Raw genomic sequence first — 15,060 nt, 5'->3', positions numbered from 1 at the left:
GACCAGGTAAAGGAAGCTTTGAAAGATCATGAACTATATGAATTCGGAGGTGTTCCTGCCAATCCTGAATATGAGGTTTTAATTAATGCAATCAGCTTTATCAAGGAAAATAATATCAATTACCTTCTTGCTGTAGGGGGTGGTTCTGTAATTGACGGAACTAAGTTTATTTCTGCTGCGGCCAACTATAATGGAGAACCATGGGATATTCTGAGAAACCAGGTGAGAACTTTTGAAGGGGAAGGAATGCCTTTCGGAAGCATCCTAACTCTTCCAGCAACCGGTTCGGAAATGAACTCTGGTTATGTAATTTCGAGAAGAGAAACCAATGAGAAACTTTCTTCAGGCGGTCCGGGACTTTTCCCACAATTTTCTGTTTTAGATCCTGAAGTGATCAGATCTATTCCAAAGAACCAGATCGTTAACGGAATTACGGATGCTTACACTCACGTATTGGAACAATATATGACAGCTCCGTCTTCTGCTGATCTTCAGGAAAGAATTGCTGAAAGCATACTGATTAGCCTTCAGGAAACGGCTCCAAAAGTATTGGCTGACGATTTCAACTATGATGCTGCAGGAAACTTTATGTGGTGTTGTACGATGGCATTAAACGGTCTGATTCAGAAAGGAGTTATTACAGACTGGGCTGTACACGCTATGGGTCATGAATTAACTGCTTATTTCGGGATTGACCATGCCAGAACATTAGCTATTATTGCTCCTTCTCACTATCGTTATAACTTTGAGGATAAGAAGGGAAAACTGGCTCAGTATGCTGAAAGAGTGTGGGGAATCAAAGAAGGAAGTATTGAAGAAAAAGCGGAACTGGGAATCAAAAAACTGGAAGAGTTTTTCCACAGCCTGCATATTAAAACCAGACTTTCAGAATATACAGAAGACTATAAAGGAACTGCCGAAAGAGTGGAAAAAGCCTTTACAGACAGAAAATGGATGGGACTTGGGGAATATAAAAAATTAACGCCTCAGGATGCATCCAAGATTGTGGAAATGAGCTATTAGAGGAATCCAGGTTTAAAGTTCTTACTTTAAGTTTTGACTTTAAAAGCCAATAGAATATTTAAAATTAATTAGGGCGGGCTAAAGCCCGCCCTAATTAATGCTAATATCCAAGTGATATTTAAACAGATAATAGTTGTTTAACAACAATATCTTTTATCTTAAGACAAATATTCCTATTCATACCCATATCTGTTTAAAATCTCAAACACACCTTCAATAATTAACTTATTTATAAACATTCGTTTAAAAAAAGATCATTTCATCATAAATATTTCAAATTTATTTATATTTTAGCATATTCTTAAATTTGTGAAAATGAAAAAACAGCTACTTTTATTTGCCTTTTCAGCTCTGGCGCTTACTTCTTGTAATGATGATAACCTTACAGCCTATGAAATGGATATTATGAAAGGGGATTGGAAAGAAGTAAAGACAGAAATTATTTCAGGAAAAGATAATAAAACTGTGCTTGAAACTACAACTCCGGAAGGATGCAGTGCTAAAAATACACTTTTCTTCAGAACAGATTATTATGTAAGCTATACGGCTTATGATGGAGATGCAGATGGAACCAATTGTCAGCTTGCCGCAAAGAACGAAGGAAAATATACTTATGATACGGATTCTAAACTTCTGAATATTCAACTAAAAGGAGAAGATGGTGAACCGGGAAATATGAGTTTCAGGGTTGATATGCTTACCCAAACCGAATTTAGACTGGCACAGCTGGTTGGAAATTATGATAAAGACGGAGACAAGATTATAGATGTCACTTATATTACTTATAAAAGATAAAAAGTAAACTCCCGTTGATCGGGAGTTTTTTATTACTTTTATCTCAAATTTTAAACTGAATATAATGAAGAAGATCCTATCAGTATTTCTAGTACTGTGTTTTACTATTGCCTTTTCGCAGGAAAAAAAGCCCATGTTCTGGCATGATATCCAGGAATTCAAAAAACAAGATCAGCAGAACCCACCCCCTCAGAATGCTATTTTATTAATTGGCAGTTCATCTTTTACAAAATGGACTGATGTAGCAGATTATTTTCCAACCAAAACCATCATCAACAGAGGCTTTGGAGGTTCAAGACTTACAGATCTTAATTATTTTGCAGATGACCTTTTAGCTCCTTATCAGCCTAAGCAGATCATTATCTATTGCGGTGAAAACGATTTTGCTGATAACCACCAGCTGAAGGCAGAAAAAGTAGTAAAGAGATACAAAAGATTTTACAAAAAAATAAGGGCAAGATTCCCTAATATTGAAGTGGATTATATCTCCATGAAATACTCTCCAAGCAGAGAGAAGCTTTGGCCTCAGATTAAAGAAGCCAACACCAGAATTGAAGCATTTATGAAAAAACAACCTAATGCCGAATATATTGATGTAACCAAGGCAATGGAAGATGCTAACGGAAATGTAAGAAAAGATATTTTCGTAGAGGATATGCTTCACTTTAAACCTGAAGGATACCAGATCTGGGCTAAAGTGATTACTCCTTATATGAAATAAAAAAAGCGGCAGATCTGCCGCTTTTTTTATTATTTCTTTCTCTTAGATTTAGAGATTGCTTTCTGTTGTGCTCTGTTAGCTCCATACTTCTTAGGCGCTTTTCTTTTGGATGGTCCGCCCCAGTTTTCTTTGGTGTTCTTAGCTTTTTTCTCATGAAAAGCTCCTCCACCTTCATTCAGTTTTACCTGTACCGGGTTTTTCATTACTACTTCATCTTTTTCTGAAGCAATTTTGGCCGGATTAATTTTAACGCCTTCAGGGAAGTCATTAAACTGTAATTCCTTATCCATTAAAAGCTCGATATCAAGGATTAAAGGTTCTTCCTTTTTAGTTACAAAAGTTACTGCCTTACCTTCTTTATCTGCCCTACCCGTTCTACCGATTCTGTGAATATACTGTTCCGGAATATCAGGCGTTTCAAAGTTAATAACGTGGGTAATATTGGAGATATCAAGACCTCTTGCCATTACATCCGTTGTAATTAACCCTCTGATCTCTTCATTCTCAAATCTCTTCATCGCTTTCAGTCTGTAGTTCTGAGACTTGTTGGAATGAATGACATCAAACTGTTCAGGGAACAACTCATCTATTTTAGTAAAAAGAAGATCTGCATGTCTTTTATTGTTATTAAAAATCAATACTTTAGACATATCTGTATCATTCTTCAACAAATGTTCAAGAAGGTTGATCTTCGTATTAAAGTTTTCAACTTTGTAGGCAGTCTGCTCAATCTTTTCAAGTGGAGTTCCTGATTTAGCCAATGAAATTTCTATCGGGCCGGCAAAGTATTCGTCCAACATTTCATCTACCGCTTCTGTCATGGTTGCAGAGAAAAGAATATTCTGTCTCTTCTCTTTCATCATTTCAAAAATATGGGTTAACTGTGGTCTGAAACCAAGGTTAAGCATTTCATCAAATTCATCAATGATAAGCTTCTGAACTTCTTTTAAAGAGATCGCATTATCTATGGAAAGGTCCATTACTCTACCCGGTGTTCCTACTAAAATATCACAACCATCGTTGAATAACAACTTTTGGGTATTGATATTTTTTCCACCATATACACCAATTACTCTTGCAGTAATATTTTCTGTAAGCTTTTCAAGAATTTCTGTTACCTGTACCACCAATTCCCTTGTAGGAACAAGTACCAATACTGTTGGATTACCTGTTTTACTATATTTCCACGCTTTAAGAACGGGTAAAAGATAAGCCAGTGTTTTCCCGGTTCCGGTTTGTGCAATTCCCATTACATCTCTCCCGGAAAGGATTGGCTTTAAACTCTTCACCTGAATAGGAGTAGGTTCAAATAATTCTAAATCCGCTAAAACATCAAGAATCTTAACCGGCAGGTCAAAATCTGCAAAAGTGAGTTTTTCCATTTTGCAAAGATAGGTATTAATATGTAGAATGTAAAATCGTTTTTTTCAGATGGCTTATGGCGCGATCATGCTCAAAAGTTGTGGTAAAACAATTGAATACCGATTGATTATTCTAAATTCTATAGACGCAACGAATTAGTGATTCGAATACTTTATTTTAGGAGGCTAAGTAATGCGACTTTGTCGCTGATGAAGCTTTGTGACTATGCGTTCGCTTCTTCAGATCGATTGAAAATCGATCCCTTCTTAGCTCACTTAAAATAAAACATACATAAACATGAAACTTTGCGTGGAAAAACCTATTTCCACAACTGTTAATTCTAATTGGTAAATTTTCCTATTCAGATGAACTCAACTTTTGTTTAGTCCACAACTTTTAAGATTGATCCCTTATGGCTTATGGCTTATGGCTTATGGCTTATGGCTTATGGCTTATGGCTTATGGCTTATGGCTTATGGCAAAGATAAAAAACATGGAAACAAAGCCGACAACTTTGATCTTTACATTTGAAACCTGCTCTATCAATTAGCTTTTACACTTTTACTGCTTACTTTAATATCATCATCTTTCCATTCACTGGTGGTAATGATAACATTTCCTTTCTTTTTTGGATCTTTTTTAATGGGGAATTTATCTTCTTCCCACTGATTGCAATGGGTAGAAATAGGGTCTACCAATGACTTCCATCCTGTTTTGCTCAATGTATAAGCATAGAAAGGATGCCAGCAGCTTGTACACCAGTTTGGGTAAAACCCGATATCGTCTTTCCCGTCTCCGTTAAGGTCACCCAAATTGTATAAAGCTCCTCCTTTAGCCATTGAAATAGTGAATGGCTTTATATTTTTATCACTAAAATAAACAGTGGTATCACATTTTCCGTCGCATTCATCAGTGCAGTCGCTTACTTTAACGTAAACATATTCTTTGGTTCCGTTTCCATCAAAGTCTCCTTGAATTTTCTCTTCATTTCCTTGCTGGGCCAAGCACAATGAACTGAAAAGAGTTACCGTGGTTATGATTAGTTTTTTCATTGTTTTATTTTTGATATGAGGCTCGCAATGCGGAATTCGAGATACGGAATATGTAAATCTTTAATCTTAACCGCACAATTTTGAATCATTTTAGTTTATCTCACGATTATTTTCTAGTTACTCTCAGCAAAAGTATGAATACTAAAATAATTGAGAATACAAATCCCAACACTGCTACTAAAGACAACTCTCCTATTCTCGGTCCTGATTCTGAAACAAAAACAATTGTCGTTGCAATGATATTGGCTCCTAAAATCATGGCTAAAATAAGGTTAACAACACTGGATTTTATCAGCTGATTGGTCTTTTCTATATTTTTGATCTCACTGGAAACCGTAAATTTATTTTCGTCCAGTTTCTGAAGCACAGAACGGAGTTCTTTAGGGATTTCATCTACATTATCTGTGAAATTCATCATCCTGTCCATCCCGGTTTTTAAAATATTTTGCGGGCTGATCTTTTTGGTGAATATCTTTCGGGTGTACGGATGAAGGCTTTTTACAATATCCAGATCGGGATTAATATTCCGTCCAACTCCTTCTATCAGGCTGATTCCTTTAAACAAAAGATAGAAATAATCTGGCATATACAACCTGTTATCTTTTAAAATATCTTTCATTTTATTGATAATCACCTGGACATTGATTTCTTTTAGTGAAGAACTGTGAACGAAATTCAAAATATCTTCCACATCGTTTTCAAATCTTCTTTCGTCCGGAATCTCATAACTCACGGCCATCTTTTTAAGATAACGGACTATTTTGTGTGAATTTTTAGAAACAAAACTTACAATAAGATTTTCAAGGATTTCCTTATCGTTAGGCTGAATCTTTCCAACGGCTCCAAAATCGATAAAAACAATTCTTCCATCTTTCTTTACTAAAATATTTCCTGCATGCGGATCTGCATGGAAGAAACCATAGTCTAAAATCTGGGAAACAAAGAGCCTTAATCCGGTTTCAGAAACTTTTACAGGATCAATATCATTCGCCAAGAGAATAGATTTATCGGTTACCTTAATCCCATCAATGAATTCCATACAAAGAATATTATTGTTAGAAAACTCATCATATATTTTAGGAACATAAGTTTCTTTATTATTTTTAAAATTGAGTCGGAACTGTTGGATGTTATTCCTTTCATTAATTAAAGAAACTTCTTCCAATAAAGATCTTTCAAATGTTGAAATGGCCTGCTTCAGATTAAGTTTCTCCCCTATTTCCGAATAGGTTGAAATTAATTTTTCAATGTCTTTGATAAGCAGTAAATCATCTTCGATGACTGACTGAACATCTGGTTTTCTGAGTTTTAAAATAACAGGAGTTCCATCCAGTAAAACGGCTTTATATACCTGTGCAATTGAAGCTGTTGCCAACGGTTCTTTCTGAATATCCAGGAAATGATCTTTCACGGAGATATTAAACTCACTTTCCAAAGCCTCTTCCACATCCATATCCACAGTTTCCACTTTATCCTGCAGCTTCTGTAGTTCCTGAATCAGCTCCGGCGGCAAAAGGTCTTCCCTGTTACTGAATGTTTGTCCAAGCTTTACAAAAGTAGGTCCAAGTTCCTCTAAAGCCAGTCTGATCCTTTCATAAACCGTTCCTTTGGAAATAATCTCATCTGAATTGCCGGAAATTTCTTCCTGTTTATTTCCACCGTTCATCCTTGCGAGAATGTCCTTAAAGCCATATTTACTTAATACGGAAATCAGTCTTGCGGATCTTTTCAGTTTTCTTTGCTGCTTGTCAAACATAGTATATCAATAGTAAGTGCAATTTACTCCAAAAACTGTTCCTAATACTATATTCTCTTAGGTTAAGCCTACAAAATTCAACGTTAATTGGCTCAAAGCTACTTTTAGCTGTACAGCTTCTTGTTCATTTAAGGAAAAGTTTCCATCTTGAGTTTAGCTTATTTTATACAAACCATCAGGAAACCTCCATAAAGAGATTAAAAATAACATCACATAATCAGTATTTTAAATGATTATTTCCAAACATAATGAAAAAAGAATGTCATGTATAATAATAATTTATATATTTACAGAGTACAAACATTAAAACAAACCAATAAAAGTATTACAACATGAAAAATTTACGTAACAGCAAACTTTCAAGAGAGCAATTAAAAAACGTTTCAGGAAGTGGAATCATTATCGGTGGTCAATGCTCACGTCAGTGCTGCCCTACAGACGGACTTCCAAAATGCCCGGGAATGATTTGCCCAGCGGTAGTTTGCCCACAGTATTTATAAGATACTCATTAAATTTTAGGTAAAATAAAAACAGAATGCTTTTGCATTCTGTTTTGTTATTTAAGATAGGTTTCATAAAGGTCCTTTCTTCTGTCTTTCATCACCTGAACGGAGCCGTTGTGATGAAGGTCTTTCAATAAATTCAGGTCTACATCTACAATCAAGGTCATTTCCGTATTAGGAGTTGCTTCTCCTTTTACTGCATTAGAAGGGAAGGCAAAGTCTGAAGGGGTAAATACAGCCGCCTGTCCAAACTGAATATCCATATTGTTTACTTTCGGAAGGTTTCCTACACAGCCTGCAATGGCTACATAACACTCATTTTCTATAGCTCTGGCAGCAGCACAGTGGCGCACTCTCATATAAGCATTCTGAGTATCTGTCAAATAAGGAACGAACAGAATTTTCATACCCTGATCTGCCAGGATTCTTGGTAACTCAGGAAACTCAACATCATAACAGATGACAAGACCTATTTTACCACAGTCTGTATCAAAGACTTTAATTTCATTACCACCTTTCATCCCATAATATCGCTTTTCATTGGGAGTGATATGGATTTTTCTGTATTCATCCATTCGGCCGTCACGGTGAAGAAGGTAACTCACATTATACAAATCATTAGTATCATGATCAAAAACAGGCATACTTCCGGAAATAATATTGACATTATAACTGATGGCCAGCTCAGAAATTTTCTTTTTAATATCTTCGGTAAGTTTGGCCAGCTCTATCATACTATCTCTTTCTGAAAGGCTGTTAAAAGGTGCCAGCAAAGGGGTATTGAAAAGCTCCGGAAACAGCACAAAGTCTGATTTATAATCTCCCATTACATTTACAAAGAACTCTACCTGCTCATAAAAGGCTTCTATGTCTTTAAAATGCCTCATCTGCCACTGCACCAATCCTAAACGAATAATACTATCCTGCATGGTATTAGGCCTTTTGCTGTAATAAATGTTGTTCCATTGCAAGAGCACCGCATTTTCTTTTGAAGCTTCGTCTTCGGGAAGATATTTTCTCAGTACTCTGATCGGTAAAAAGTTATTGGAAAGCTGAAAAGACAAAACAGGATCATAAATTTCCTTGTCCCTTACTTTTCGGATATATTCTCTTGGCGAAAGCTCATGACTGTGTTTATGATAGTTCGGGATTCTCCCTCCAAGGACAATTGATTTTAGATTTAGCTGTTCACATAGTTCTTTTCTGGCATCATACAATCTTCTTCCAAGGCGTAGTTCACGGTATTCAGGGTCTACAAAGACTTCTATTCCGTATAAAACATTTCCGGTGGATGAATGGGTATTGAAGGTATAATTCCCTGTAATATCGCTATAAGTATGATCATCCCCAAATTCTTCATAATTAACAATAATAGAAAGTGCTACAGCAGCCAGCTTTCCATCTACGGTGATACAAATTTGTCCGTTAGGGAATATTTTTGTCAGTTTATCAATACTTTTTTTGGACCAGATAGACTCCGACATTTGCGGATAGGCCCTTTTCATCGTTTCCGCCAGTTCATCATAATCCTGAAGGGTCAGGTTTCTTGTTTCTATTTGCATTTGATGTAATTTTACTTAAATTTAGGGAAAATATTTTACTTAAATCCTTATACAAAGTACTTCCCAAACTATTTATACAAAATTTAACAGTGGATATTACCGAAATTTTACAAACAGCAGTTCATTCAAATAATTACTGGAAACACTCTGATTTCAGTTCTGTAACTGAAGCTCTGTCATCTCATTATAGCACTGATATAGAAATGGAGACAGAAAAAATTACTCTTCTAAATCTGGGAAATAAAACCATCGGATATATTTGTCTAAATCATCCTCTTATTTTTATAGAAAATCAATATGCTTTACAAGTAAAAAATGTTCTTCATTCATTTCATGATATCGGATATATTGTTGTTGATACTCTAAATAATCAATGTTTATCAGTGAATCATGAAGTCTATCATAAATATTTTAATTGGATTGAAAACTTAAATACTTTTTCAGCAGAAGAATTTTCTTTTTATCATATAACGTAATAAAAAATCCTCCCAAACGGCAGGATTTACATTTTATTAACTTCCTCTTATTCTTCATTTAAGTGATAGATTTCTTTAAGTTTCTGGGGCTTAATTTCTCTTATAATCTCATACTTCCCGTTAAAATAGTCTAATTGACATTCATAGGTTTTTGATTTTCCGCTGGCAATTAAAACGCCTATAACCCCTCCGATAGGACCACCAATCATTGCCCCTGTAGTACCGGAGATAAGCTGTCTTTCTCCAGTCGGTCTGTCATATATTTTTGAAATAAAATAAAAATCTTCGGAGGTCTTTCTCATAGGATATAATTCTCCTTCATACATTATATATGCTTTTCCCTGGGTAACCACTGCGTAAGAGTCTGTTTTGGCATTTCTCTTTTTACCTTTATCATCAAGATAGGTCACTTTAGTAATCATCCCCAGATTCACCTGTATTTCATCTATAGATTTATCAGGAACTTGCGCACTGAAAGATTTATAATTCATATAAACCCCATCTTTTAATTTAGGTTGGGTATATAATGGTAACTGTGACTTTGCTATTTTATCAAAATTATTGATATCCTCCTGTGTGTATATCCTATTATCGACAGGAGCAGCAGAAACAGTTTCGAAAACAGTTTTACGAAGATAATCCAAAGACTGTTCTTCCAGTTTTTTAGTGACATCCATTTTAAACAAAACCATGGTAGTATCAACTTTCTTAAGCAATTGATATTGATTTTCTTTACCACCAAAAATCAACGCTCTGAAATTAAAATACCCATACTGTACCATATCAATAGTAACTTCCCTGTAATTTAAGTTTCTTAATTGAATCAGTAATTCCTGATCTTTGGCTGAAGATTTTTCAATCCCTTTATCAAACATTCTGGATAGTTGATCTTCAAAACTTGGGCTAAACTTAACTTTTGCTTTCCGGTCTGAAACGCCTTTCATCACAATCCCATAATCATCAGGATCAATGCGAATATCCTGAAGTTTGATTGTATTATAATTGGAATTGGAAATAGTTTGTGCCGGCTCTGGTAAGTTTAATTCTTCAGTAATAAACTTTTTAGACTGTGCAAATATGGAAGTTATTGTCAGAAGCAATAACAGCGTCAGAATTTTTCTCATATATTATTTAAATTTCCATGGATTTTGTTTTCTATTAAAGACAATCCCTTTCAATTAGTATTCATGATTATTTTATGCTAAGTACGTATTTTTTTCAGAGATCATAAAAACATTTAACAAAAAAATCCCACCCAAACGGGCAGGATTTATATGTTAAATTCAAGTTGAAATTATTCCCACTCAATGGTTGCAGGTGGTTTGCTTGAAATATCGTAAGCTACTCTGTTGATTCCTCTTACTTCGTTGATGATTCTGCTTGACACAGTATCTAAGAACTCGTAAGGAAGTCTGCTCCATGTTGCAGTCATAAAGTCAATTGTGTTAGCTGAACGAACTACGGCTGTGTATTCGTAAGTTCTTTCATCTCCCATTACTCCTACGGATTTTACAGGAAGCAATACAACGAATGCCTGAGATACTTTCTCGTAAAGATCATTTTTGTATAGTTCTTCGATGAAGATATCGTCAGCTTCCTGAAGGATTCTAACTTTTTCAGCATCTACAGCTCCCAATACTCTGATTCCTAATCCAGGACCTGGGAAAGGATGTCTGTATACCAGGTGGTGAGGAATTCCTAATTCTTCTCCTACTTTTCTTACCTCGTCTTTGAAAAGTTCTCTTAGTGGCTCTAATAATTCGAATTCCATATCTTCAGGAAGTCCGCCAACGTTGTGGTGAGACTTGATTACTGCAGATGGTCCGTTTACAGACTGGCTTTCGATAACGTCCGGGTAAATGGTTCCCTGTGCTAAGAATTTAGCACCTTCAATTTTGTGAGATTCTTCATCAAAAACGTGGATAAACTCATTTCCGATGATTTTTCTCTTTGCTTCCGGATCGTCTACTCCTGCTAATTTAGAAAGAAATCTTTCTTTAGCATCTACCATTTTAATGTTCATATGGAAATGCTCTCCATACTGATCCATTACTTTTTTACCTTCATCCTTTCTCAATAATCCGGTATCTACGAAGATACAAGTTAACTGATCTCCGATTGCTTTATGAATTAAAACTGCTGCTACAGAAGAGTCAACACCTCCGGAAAGGCCAAGGATTACTTTATTGTCTCCTACTTTCTCACGGATTTCTTCAACGGTTCTATCAATATAGTTGGTCAGTTTCCAGTTTTTCTCTGCATTACAGATTCCAAATACAAAGTTTTCAAGCATTTTTCCTCCTTCTTCTGTATGAGAAACTTCCGGGTGGAACTGAACGCAGAAGATTTTTTTATCTTCATTGGAAATAGAAGCAATTACTCCTGATTTTGCATTTAATTCAAAACCTACAGGTAACTCTCCTACCTCATCAAAGTGGCTCATCCAAACAACAGAATTCTGAGTCACTCCTTTTAATAAAGAGCTTTCTTTAACGATCTCAAGATTAGCCTTTCCGTACTCTCCTTTTTCTCCTTTGTTTACTTTTCCGCCTAAAAGGTGAGCAGTCATCTGCATTCCATAGCAAATCCCTAATACAGGAACTCCTTGTTCGTATAATTCTTTTTCAACAAGGTGGGCATTTTCTGCGTTTACAGAACTTGGACCTCCTGAAAGAATAATTCCTTTCGGCTGTTTTGCTAAAATATCTTGTAAAGGTGTATTGTAAGGTAAGATTTCAGAATATACCCTCATCTCACGGATTCTTCTTCCGATAAGCTGGTTGTACTGGGATCCGAAATCTAAAATAATAATACCGTTGTTCATGTTTGATAATTGATTTGTTTGAAAGATATCAGATTTCAGACATCAGATTTCAGATTTTCATCTGAAGCCTGGAATCTAGCATCTGAACTCTTATTTCTAATATTAACTGTTTTACAAAAAAAGACTTGGAATGGCTCCAAATCTTTTTTCGTGATTTATTAAAACTTTCCGATGTCTTCTCTGTAGAAGCCGTAATCGAAATGTACGTGACCTGCGTCTTCGTAAACTTTTTTGCGGGCATCTTCAAAAGTAGCACCCGTAGCTACGATGTTCAAGACTCTACCTCCATTGGAAACCACTTTATCTCCTTTTCTGATCGCTCCTGCGTATAACAGTTTACTGTGTTTTACTTTATCTTCTCCCGTGATTTCGAAACCTGTTTCGATGTTTCTTGGATATCCTCCTGAACACATTACAAGACAAACTGCTTTTTCGTCTTTAAACTTAAGCTGGATATCTTTTCCGTCCATACAGTCCTGGATCACATCTAAAAGGTTGTTTTCCATAAGCGCCATCAATACCTGAGTTTCAGGATCTCCGAATCTCATGTTGTACTCAAGAAGATAAGCTCCGTTCTTAGTAACCATTAATCCGAAGAAAATGATTCCTTTGAAACTGAAACCTTCTGCTTTAAGACCTTTAATAGTAGGCTCTAAAATATTTTGTTCAAAATCAGCGTAGTGCTCCTGAGTGAATTCCGGGCTTGGAGCCACAGACCCCATACCTCCTGTATTGGGTCCTGTATCACCGTTTCCAGCTTTCTTATAATCTTTTGCAGCAATACAAGGGAACAATTTTTCACCGTTTGAGAAAGCGATAATTGATGCTTCAAAACCTTGTAAATATTCCTCGATTACTAAACGGATACCAGCATCCCCATAGATTCTTCTGATCATGAAATCGTGGATGGTAGCTTCAGCTTCTTCAAGGTTATCACAGATTACAACTCCTTTCCCACCTGCTAAACCACTCGCTTTAATCACTAAAGGATATTGCTGTGTCTGGATGTATTCTTTTGCTTCGTTGTATGAATCAAATACTACCGCTTTAGCTGTTTTGATATCATAGGTCTGCATAAATTTCTTAGAGAAAGCCTTACTTCCTTCCAGGCTTGCTACTTTCTGAGTAGGTCCGAAAACCTTAAGATCATGCTTTTTGAACTCATCCTTGATCCCGGCTACCAATGGAGCTTCCGGTCCAACGATGGTTAAATCCACCTTTTCTTTAATAGCGAAATCTCTAAGTTCTTTGATTTCTGATAAATGAACATTTTTCCCTATTACATCGGTAGTAGCGTTCCCGTTAGCAAAAAACATTTTAGAAATTCTCGGGTCATTCTGAAGCTTTGCTGCTAAAGCAGATTCTCTACCGCCTTCACCTATGATTAATATTCTCATACTTTATTTATTATCTAGTCTTATTCTACAAATATATAATTTTGGATGCTATAAATACAATCCCGAATTATTTTTTAATTCTATTTTAATTAGTGGAAAAAGTGTCTAACCCCAGTAAACATCATTGGGATTTTGTGTTCATTAGCAGCTTCTATGCTGTCCTGATCTTTTACACTTCCACCTGGCTGAATGATTGCTTTGATACCTTCCTGAGCGCAGAAATCTACTACATCACGGAAAGGGAAAAATGCATCTGATGCCAATACTAAATCTCCTGTGAATTTTTCTTTTGCTCTTTCAATCGCCTGTTGGGTAGCCCAGATTCTGTTAACCTGTCCACCACCGATACCGAAAGCCTGGATTCCGTTGGAAACCACAATAGCATTAGATTTCACGTATTTTACTACTCTCTGAGAGAAAAGTAAAGCTTTTTTCTGTTCTTCTGTAGGCTGAGTTTCAGTCACTACTTTGATGTCATCAGAGAAATGTAAGTCATTATCCTGAACCAAGATACCACCATCTACTTTCACCCATGTTTTCTTGTCAGAAACAGGGTTTACAATTTTGATGATTCTAAGGTTTTTCTTTTTTCTTAAAACTTCAAGAGCTTCTTCGTCGAAATCCGGAGCCATTACAATCTCAAGGAATGTTTTGTTTAATTCTTCAGCTGTTGCGGCATCAATTTTATAGTTCATTGCAACAATTCCGCCAAAGATAGAAACCGGATCACATTCGAAAGTTTTTTGGTATGTTTCCAATGCTGAAGTTCCGATTGCCACTCCACAAGGGGTAGAGTGTTTTACGGCACAACAAGCCATTTCTTCTTTGAACTCATTGACTACTTTCCAGCAAAGATCCATATCACGAAGGTTGTTGAAAGAAAGCTCTTTACCACCAAGCTGTTCAAAATCTTTCATTGCTCCGTTCTCAAAAGTAGAAACGTAGTAAGCTGCTGACTGGTGAGGGTTTTCACCGTATCTCAGATCAGAAACTTTTTTGTAAGATGCATTTAAATAGGTTGGATATTCTTCATCTAAAAGCATTCTTGAAATAGCGGCATCATAAGCTGATGTAAGGTTGAATACTTTTCCTGCAAGCTTTTTACGGGTCTCGATATAAGTATCTCCGTTTTGTTCCATTTCCAGTTTTACTGTTGTATAATCTTCTACATCAGTAATTACGGTAACAGAATCAAAGTTTTTCGCTGCAGAACGAAGCATTGACGGTCCACCGATATCGATAAACTCTACTTTCTCGTGTAAAGAAATGTCTTTGTTCACATTTTCAAAGAAAGGATAAAGGTTTACGATCACCATGTCTATCAGACCAATTCCGTGTTCCTGAACGGTTTTCATGTGCTCTTCGTTGGTACGAACTGCTAACAATCCACCGTGAACTTTCGGGTGTAAAGTTTTCACTCTTCCGTCCAACATTTCAGGGAAATTGGTTACCTCATCAATCTGAATTGGATTTAAACCAGCGTCTTTCAAATGTTTGAACGTTCCTCCTGTGGAGATCAACTCATAATTCTGAGCTTCCAAAAACTGTGCGAATTCAATTAATCCACTTTTGTCAGAAACACTGATTAA

General features: G+C 36.0%; 13 protein-coding genes. 5 read left to right on the top strand and 8 right to left on the bottom strand.

The features are described 5' to 3' along the window. The 3 genes from BBH99_RS21520 to BBH99_RS21510 all read left to right on the top strand — a co-directional run. On the top strand, positions 1–1,023 hold a 1,023-nt coding region (locus BBH99_RS21520; protein ID WP_066700493.1), incomplete at its 5' end, for an iron-containing alcohol dehydrogenase. 315 nt (positions 1,024–1,338) lie between these two features. Further along, positions 1,339–1,818 carry a lipocalin family protein gene (locus BBH99_RS21515; RefSeq protein ID WP_066700491.1) on the top strand — a complete coding sequence of 160 codons (480 nt, stop codon included), beginning with the start codon at positions 1,339–1,341 and terminating at the stop codon, positions 1,816–1,818. Positions 1,819–1,882: 64 nt separating this feature from the next. Then, positions 1,883–2,539 (top strand): GDSL-type esterase/lipase family protein, encoded by a 657-nt coding sequence (locus BBH99_RS21510; protein WP_066700489.1) that lies wholly within the window; start codon positions 1,883–1,885, stop codon positions 2,537–2,539. Between the two features lie 29 nt (positions 2,540–2,568). On the opposite strand, the gene BBH99_RS21505 is transcribed toward BBH99_RS21510, so the two are convergent. The 3 genes from BBH99_RS21505 to BBH99_RS21495 all read right to left on the bottom strand — a co-directional run bounded on the left by BBH99_RS21505 (position 2,569) and on the right by BBH99_RS21495 (position 6,709). Continuing rightward, positions 2,569–3,921 (bottom strand): DEAD/DEAH box helicase, encoded by a 1,353-nt coding sequence (locus BBH99_RS21505; protein WP_066700487.1) that lies wholly within the window; start codon positions 3,919–3,921, stop codon positions 2,569–2,571. A 522-nt stretch (positions 3,922–4,443) separates the two neighbouring features. Next, on the bottom strand, positions 4,444–4,953 hold the full coding sequence (locus tag BBH99_RS21500) for a hypothetical protein (protein WP_228390870.1): 510 nt from the start codon (positions 4,951–4,953) through the stop codon (positions 4,444–4,446). Between the two features lie 106 nt (positions 4,954–5,059). After that, on the bottom strand, positions 5,060–6,709 hold the full coding sequence (locus BBH99_RS21495) for an ABC1 kinase family protein (RefSeq protein WP_066700483.1): 1,650 nt from the start codon (positions 6,707–6,709) through the stop codon (positions 5,060–5,062). Between the two features lie 332 nt (positions 6,710–7,041). Here BBH99_RS21495 and BBH99_RS22605 point away from each other — a divergent pair, with 332 nt between their 5' ends. After that, positions 7,042–7,209, top strand: a complete 168-nt coding sequence (locus BBH99_RS22605) for a hypothetical protein (protein ID WP_165601977.1) — start codon at positions 7,042–7,044, stop codon at positions 7,207–7,209. Between the two features lie 56 nt (positions 7,210–7,265). Here BBH99_RS22605 and BBH99_RS21490 read toward each other — a convergent pair whose 3' ends face one another. Beyond that, positions 7,266–8,774, bottom strand: a complete 1,509-nt coding sequence (locus BBH99_RS21490; RefSeq protein ID WP_066700481.1) for a bifunctional GNAT family N-acetyltransferase/carbon-nitrogen hydrolase family protein — start codon at positions 8,772–8,774, stop codon at positions 7,266–7,268. Between the two features lie 89 nt (positions 8,775–8,863). Here BBH99_RS21490 and BBH99_RS21485 point away from each other — a divergent pair, with 89 nt between their 5' ends. Next, a complete protein-coding gene (locus BBH99_RS21485) occupies positions 8,864–9,250 on the top strand; it encodes a hypothetical protein (protein ID WP_066700479.1) in 387 nt (128 codons plus the stop codon). Positions 9,251–9,297: 47 nt separating this feature from the next. On the opposite strand, the gene BBH99_RS21480 is transcribed toward BBH99_RS21485, so the two are convergent. The 4 genes from BBH99_RS21480 to purH form a co-directional block, all read right to left on the bottom strand. Next, a complete protein-coding gene (locus tag BBH99_RS21480) occupies positions 9,298–10,374 on the bottom strand; it encodes a hypothetical protein (protein WP_066700478.1) in 1,077 nt (358 codons plus the stop codon). 170 nt (positions 10,375–10,544) lie between these two features. Further along, a complete protein-coding gene (guaA, locus tag BBH99_RS21475) occupies positions 10,545–12,074 on the bottom strand; it encodes a glutamine-hydrolyzing GMP synthase (protein WP_066700477.1) in 1,530 nt (509 codons plus the stop codon). A gap of 158 nt (positions 12,075–12,232) precedes the next feature. Then, the gene (gene purD / locus BBH99_RS21470) at positions 12,233–13,471 is read right to left on the bottom strand and encodes a phosphoribosylamine--glycine ligase (protein ID WP_066700476.1); all 1,239 of its coding nucleotides are present in this window, start codon (positions 13,469–13,471) and stop codon (positions 12,233–12,235) included. An 89-nt stretch (positions 13,472–13,560) separates the two neighbouring features. Beyond that, positions 13,561–15,060, bottom strand: a 1,500-nt coding sequence (gene purH / locus BBH99_RS21465; RefSeq protein WP_066700473.1) for a bifunctional phosphoribosylaminoimidazolecarboxamide formyltransferase/IMP cyclohydrolase, incomplete at its 5' end; no start/stop codon positions are given.

It is taken from the genome of Chryseobacterium contaminans (genome assembly GCF_001684955.1).
Lineage (GTDB): Bacteria > Bacteroidota > Bacteroidia > Flavobacteriales > Weeksellaceae > Chryseobacterium > Chryseobacterium contaminans.
The sequence above is the reverse complement of the archived record's forward strand: the minus strand, read 5'-3'. Positions and strand labels throughout refer to the sequence as shown.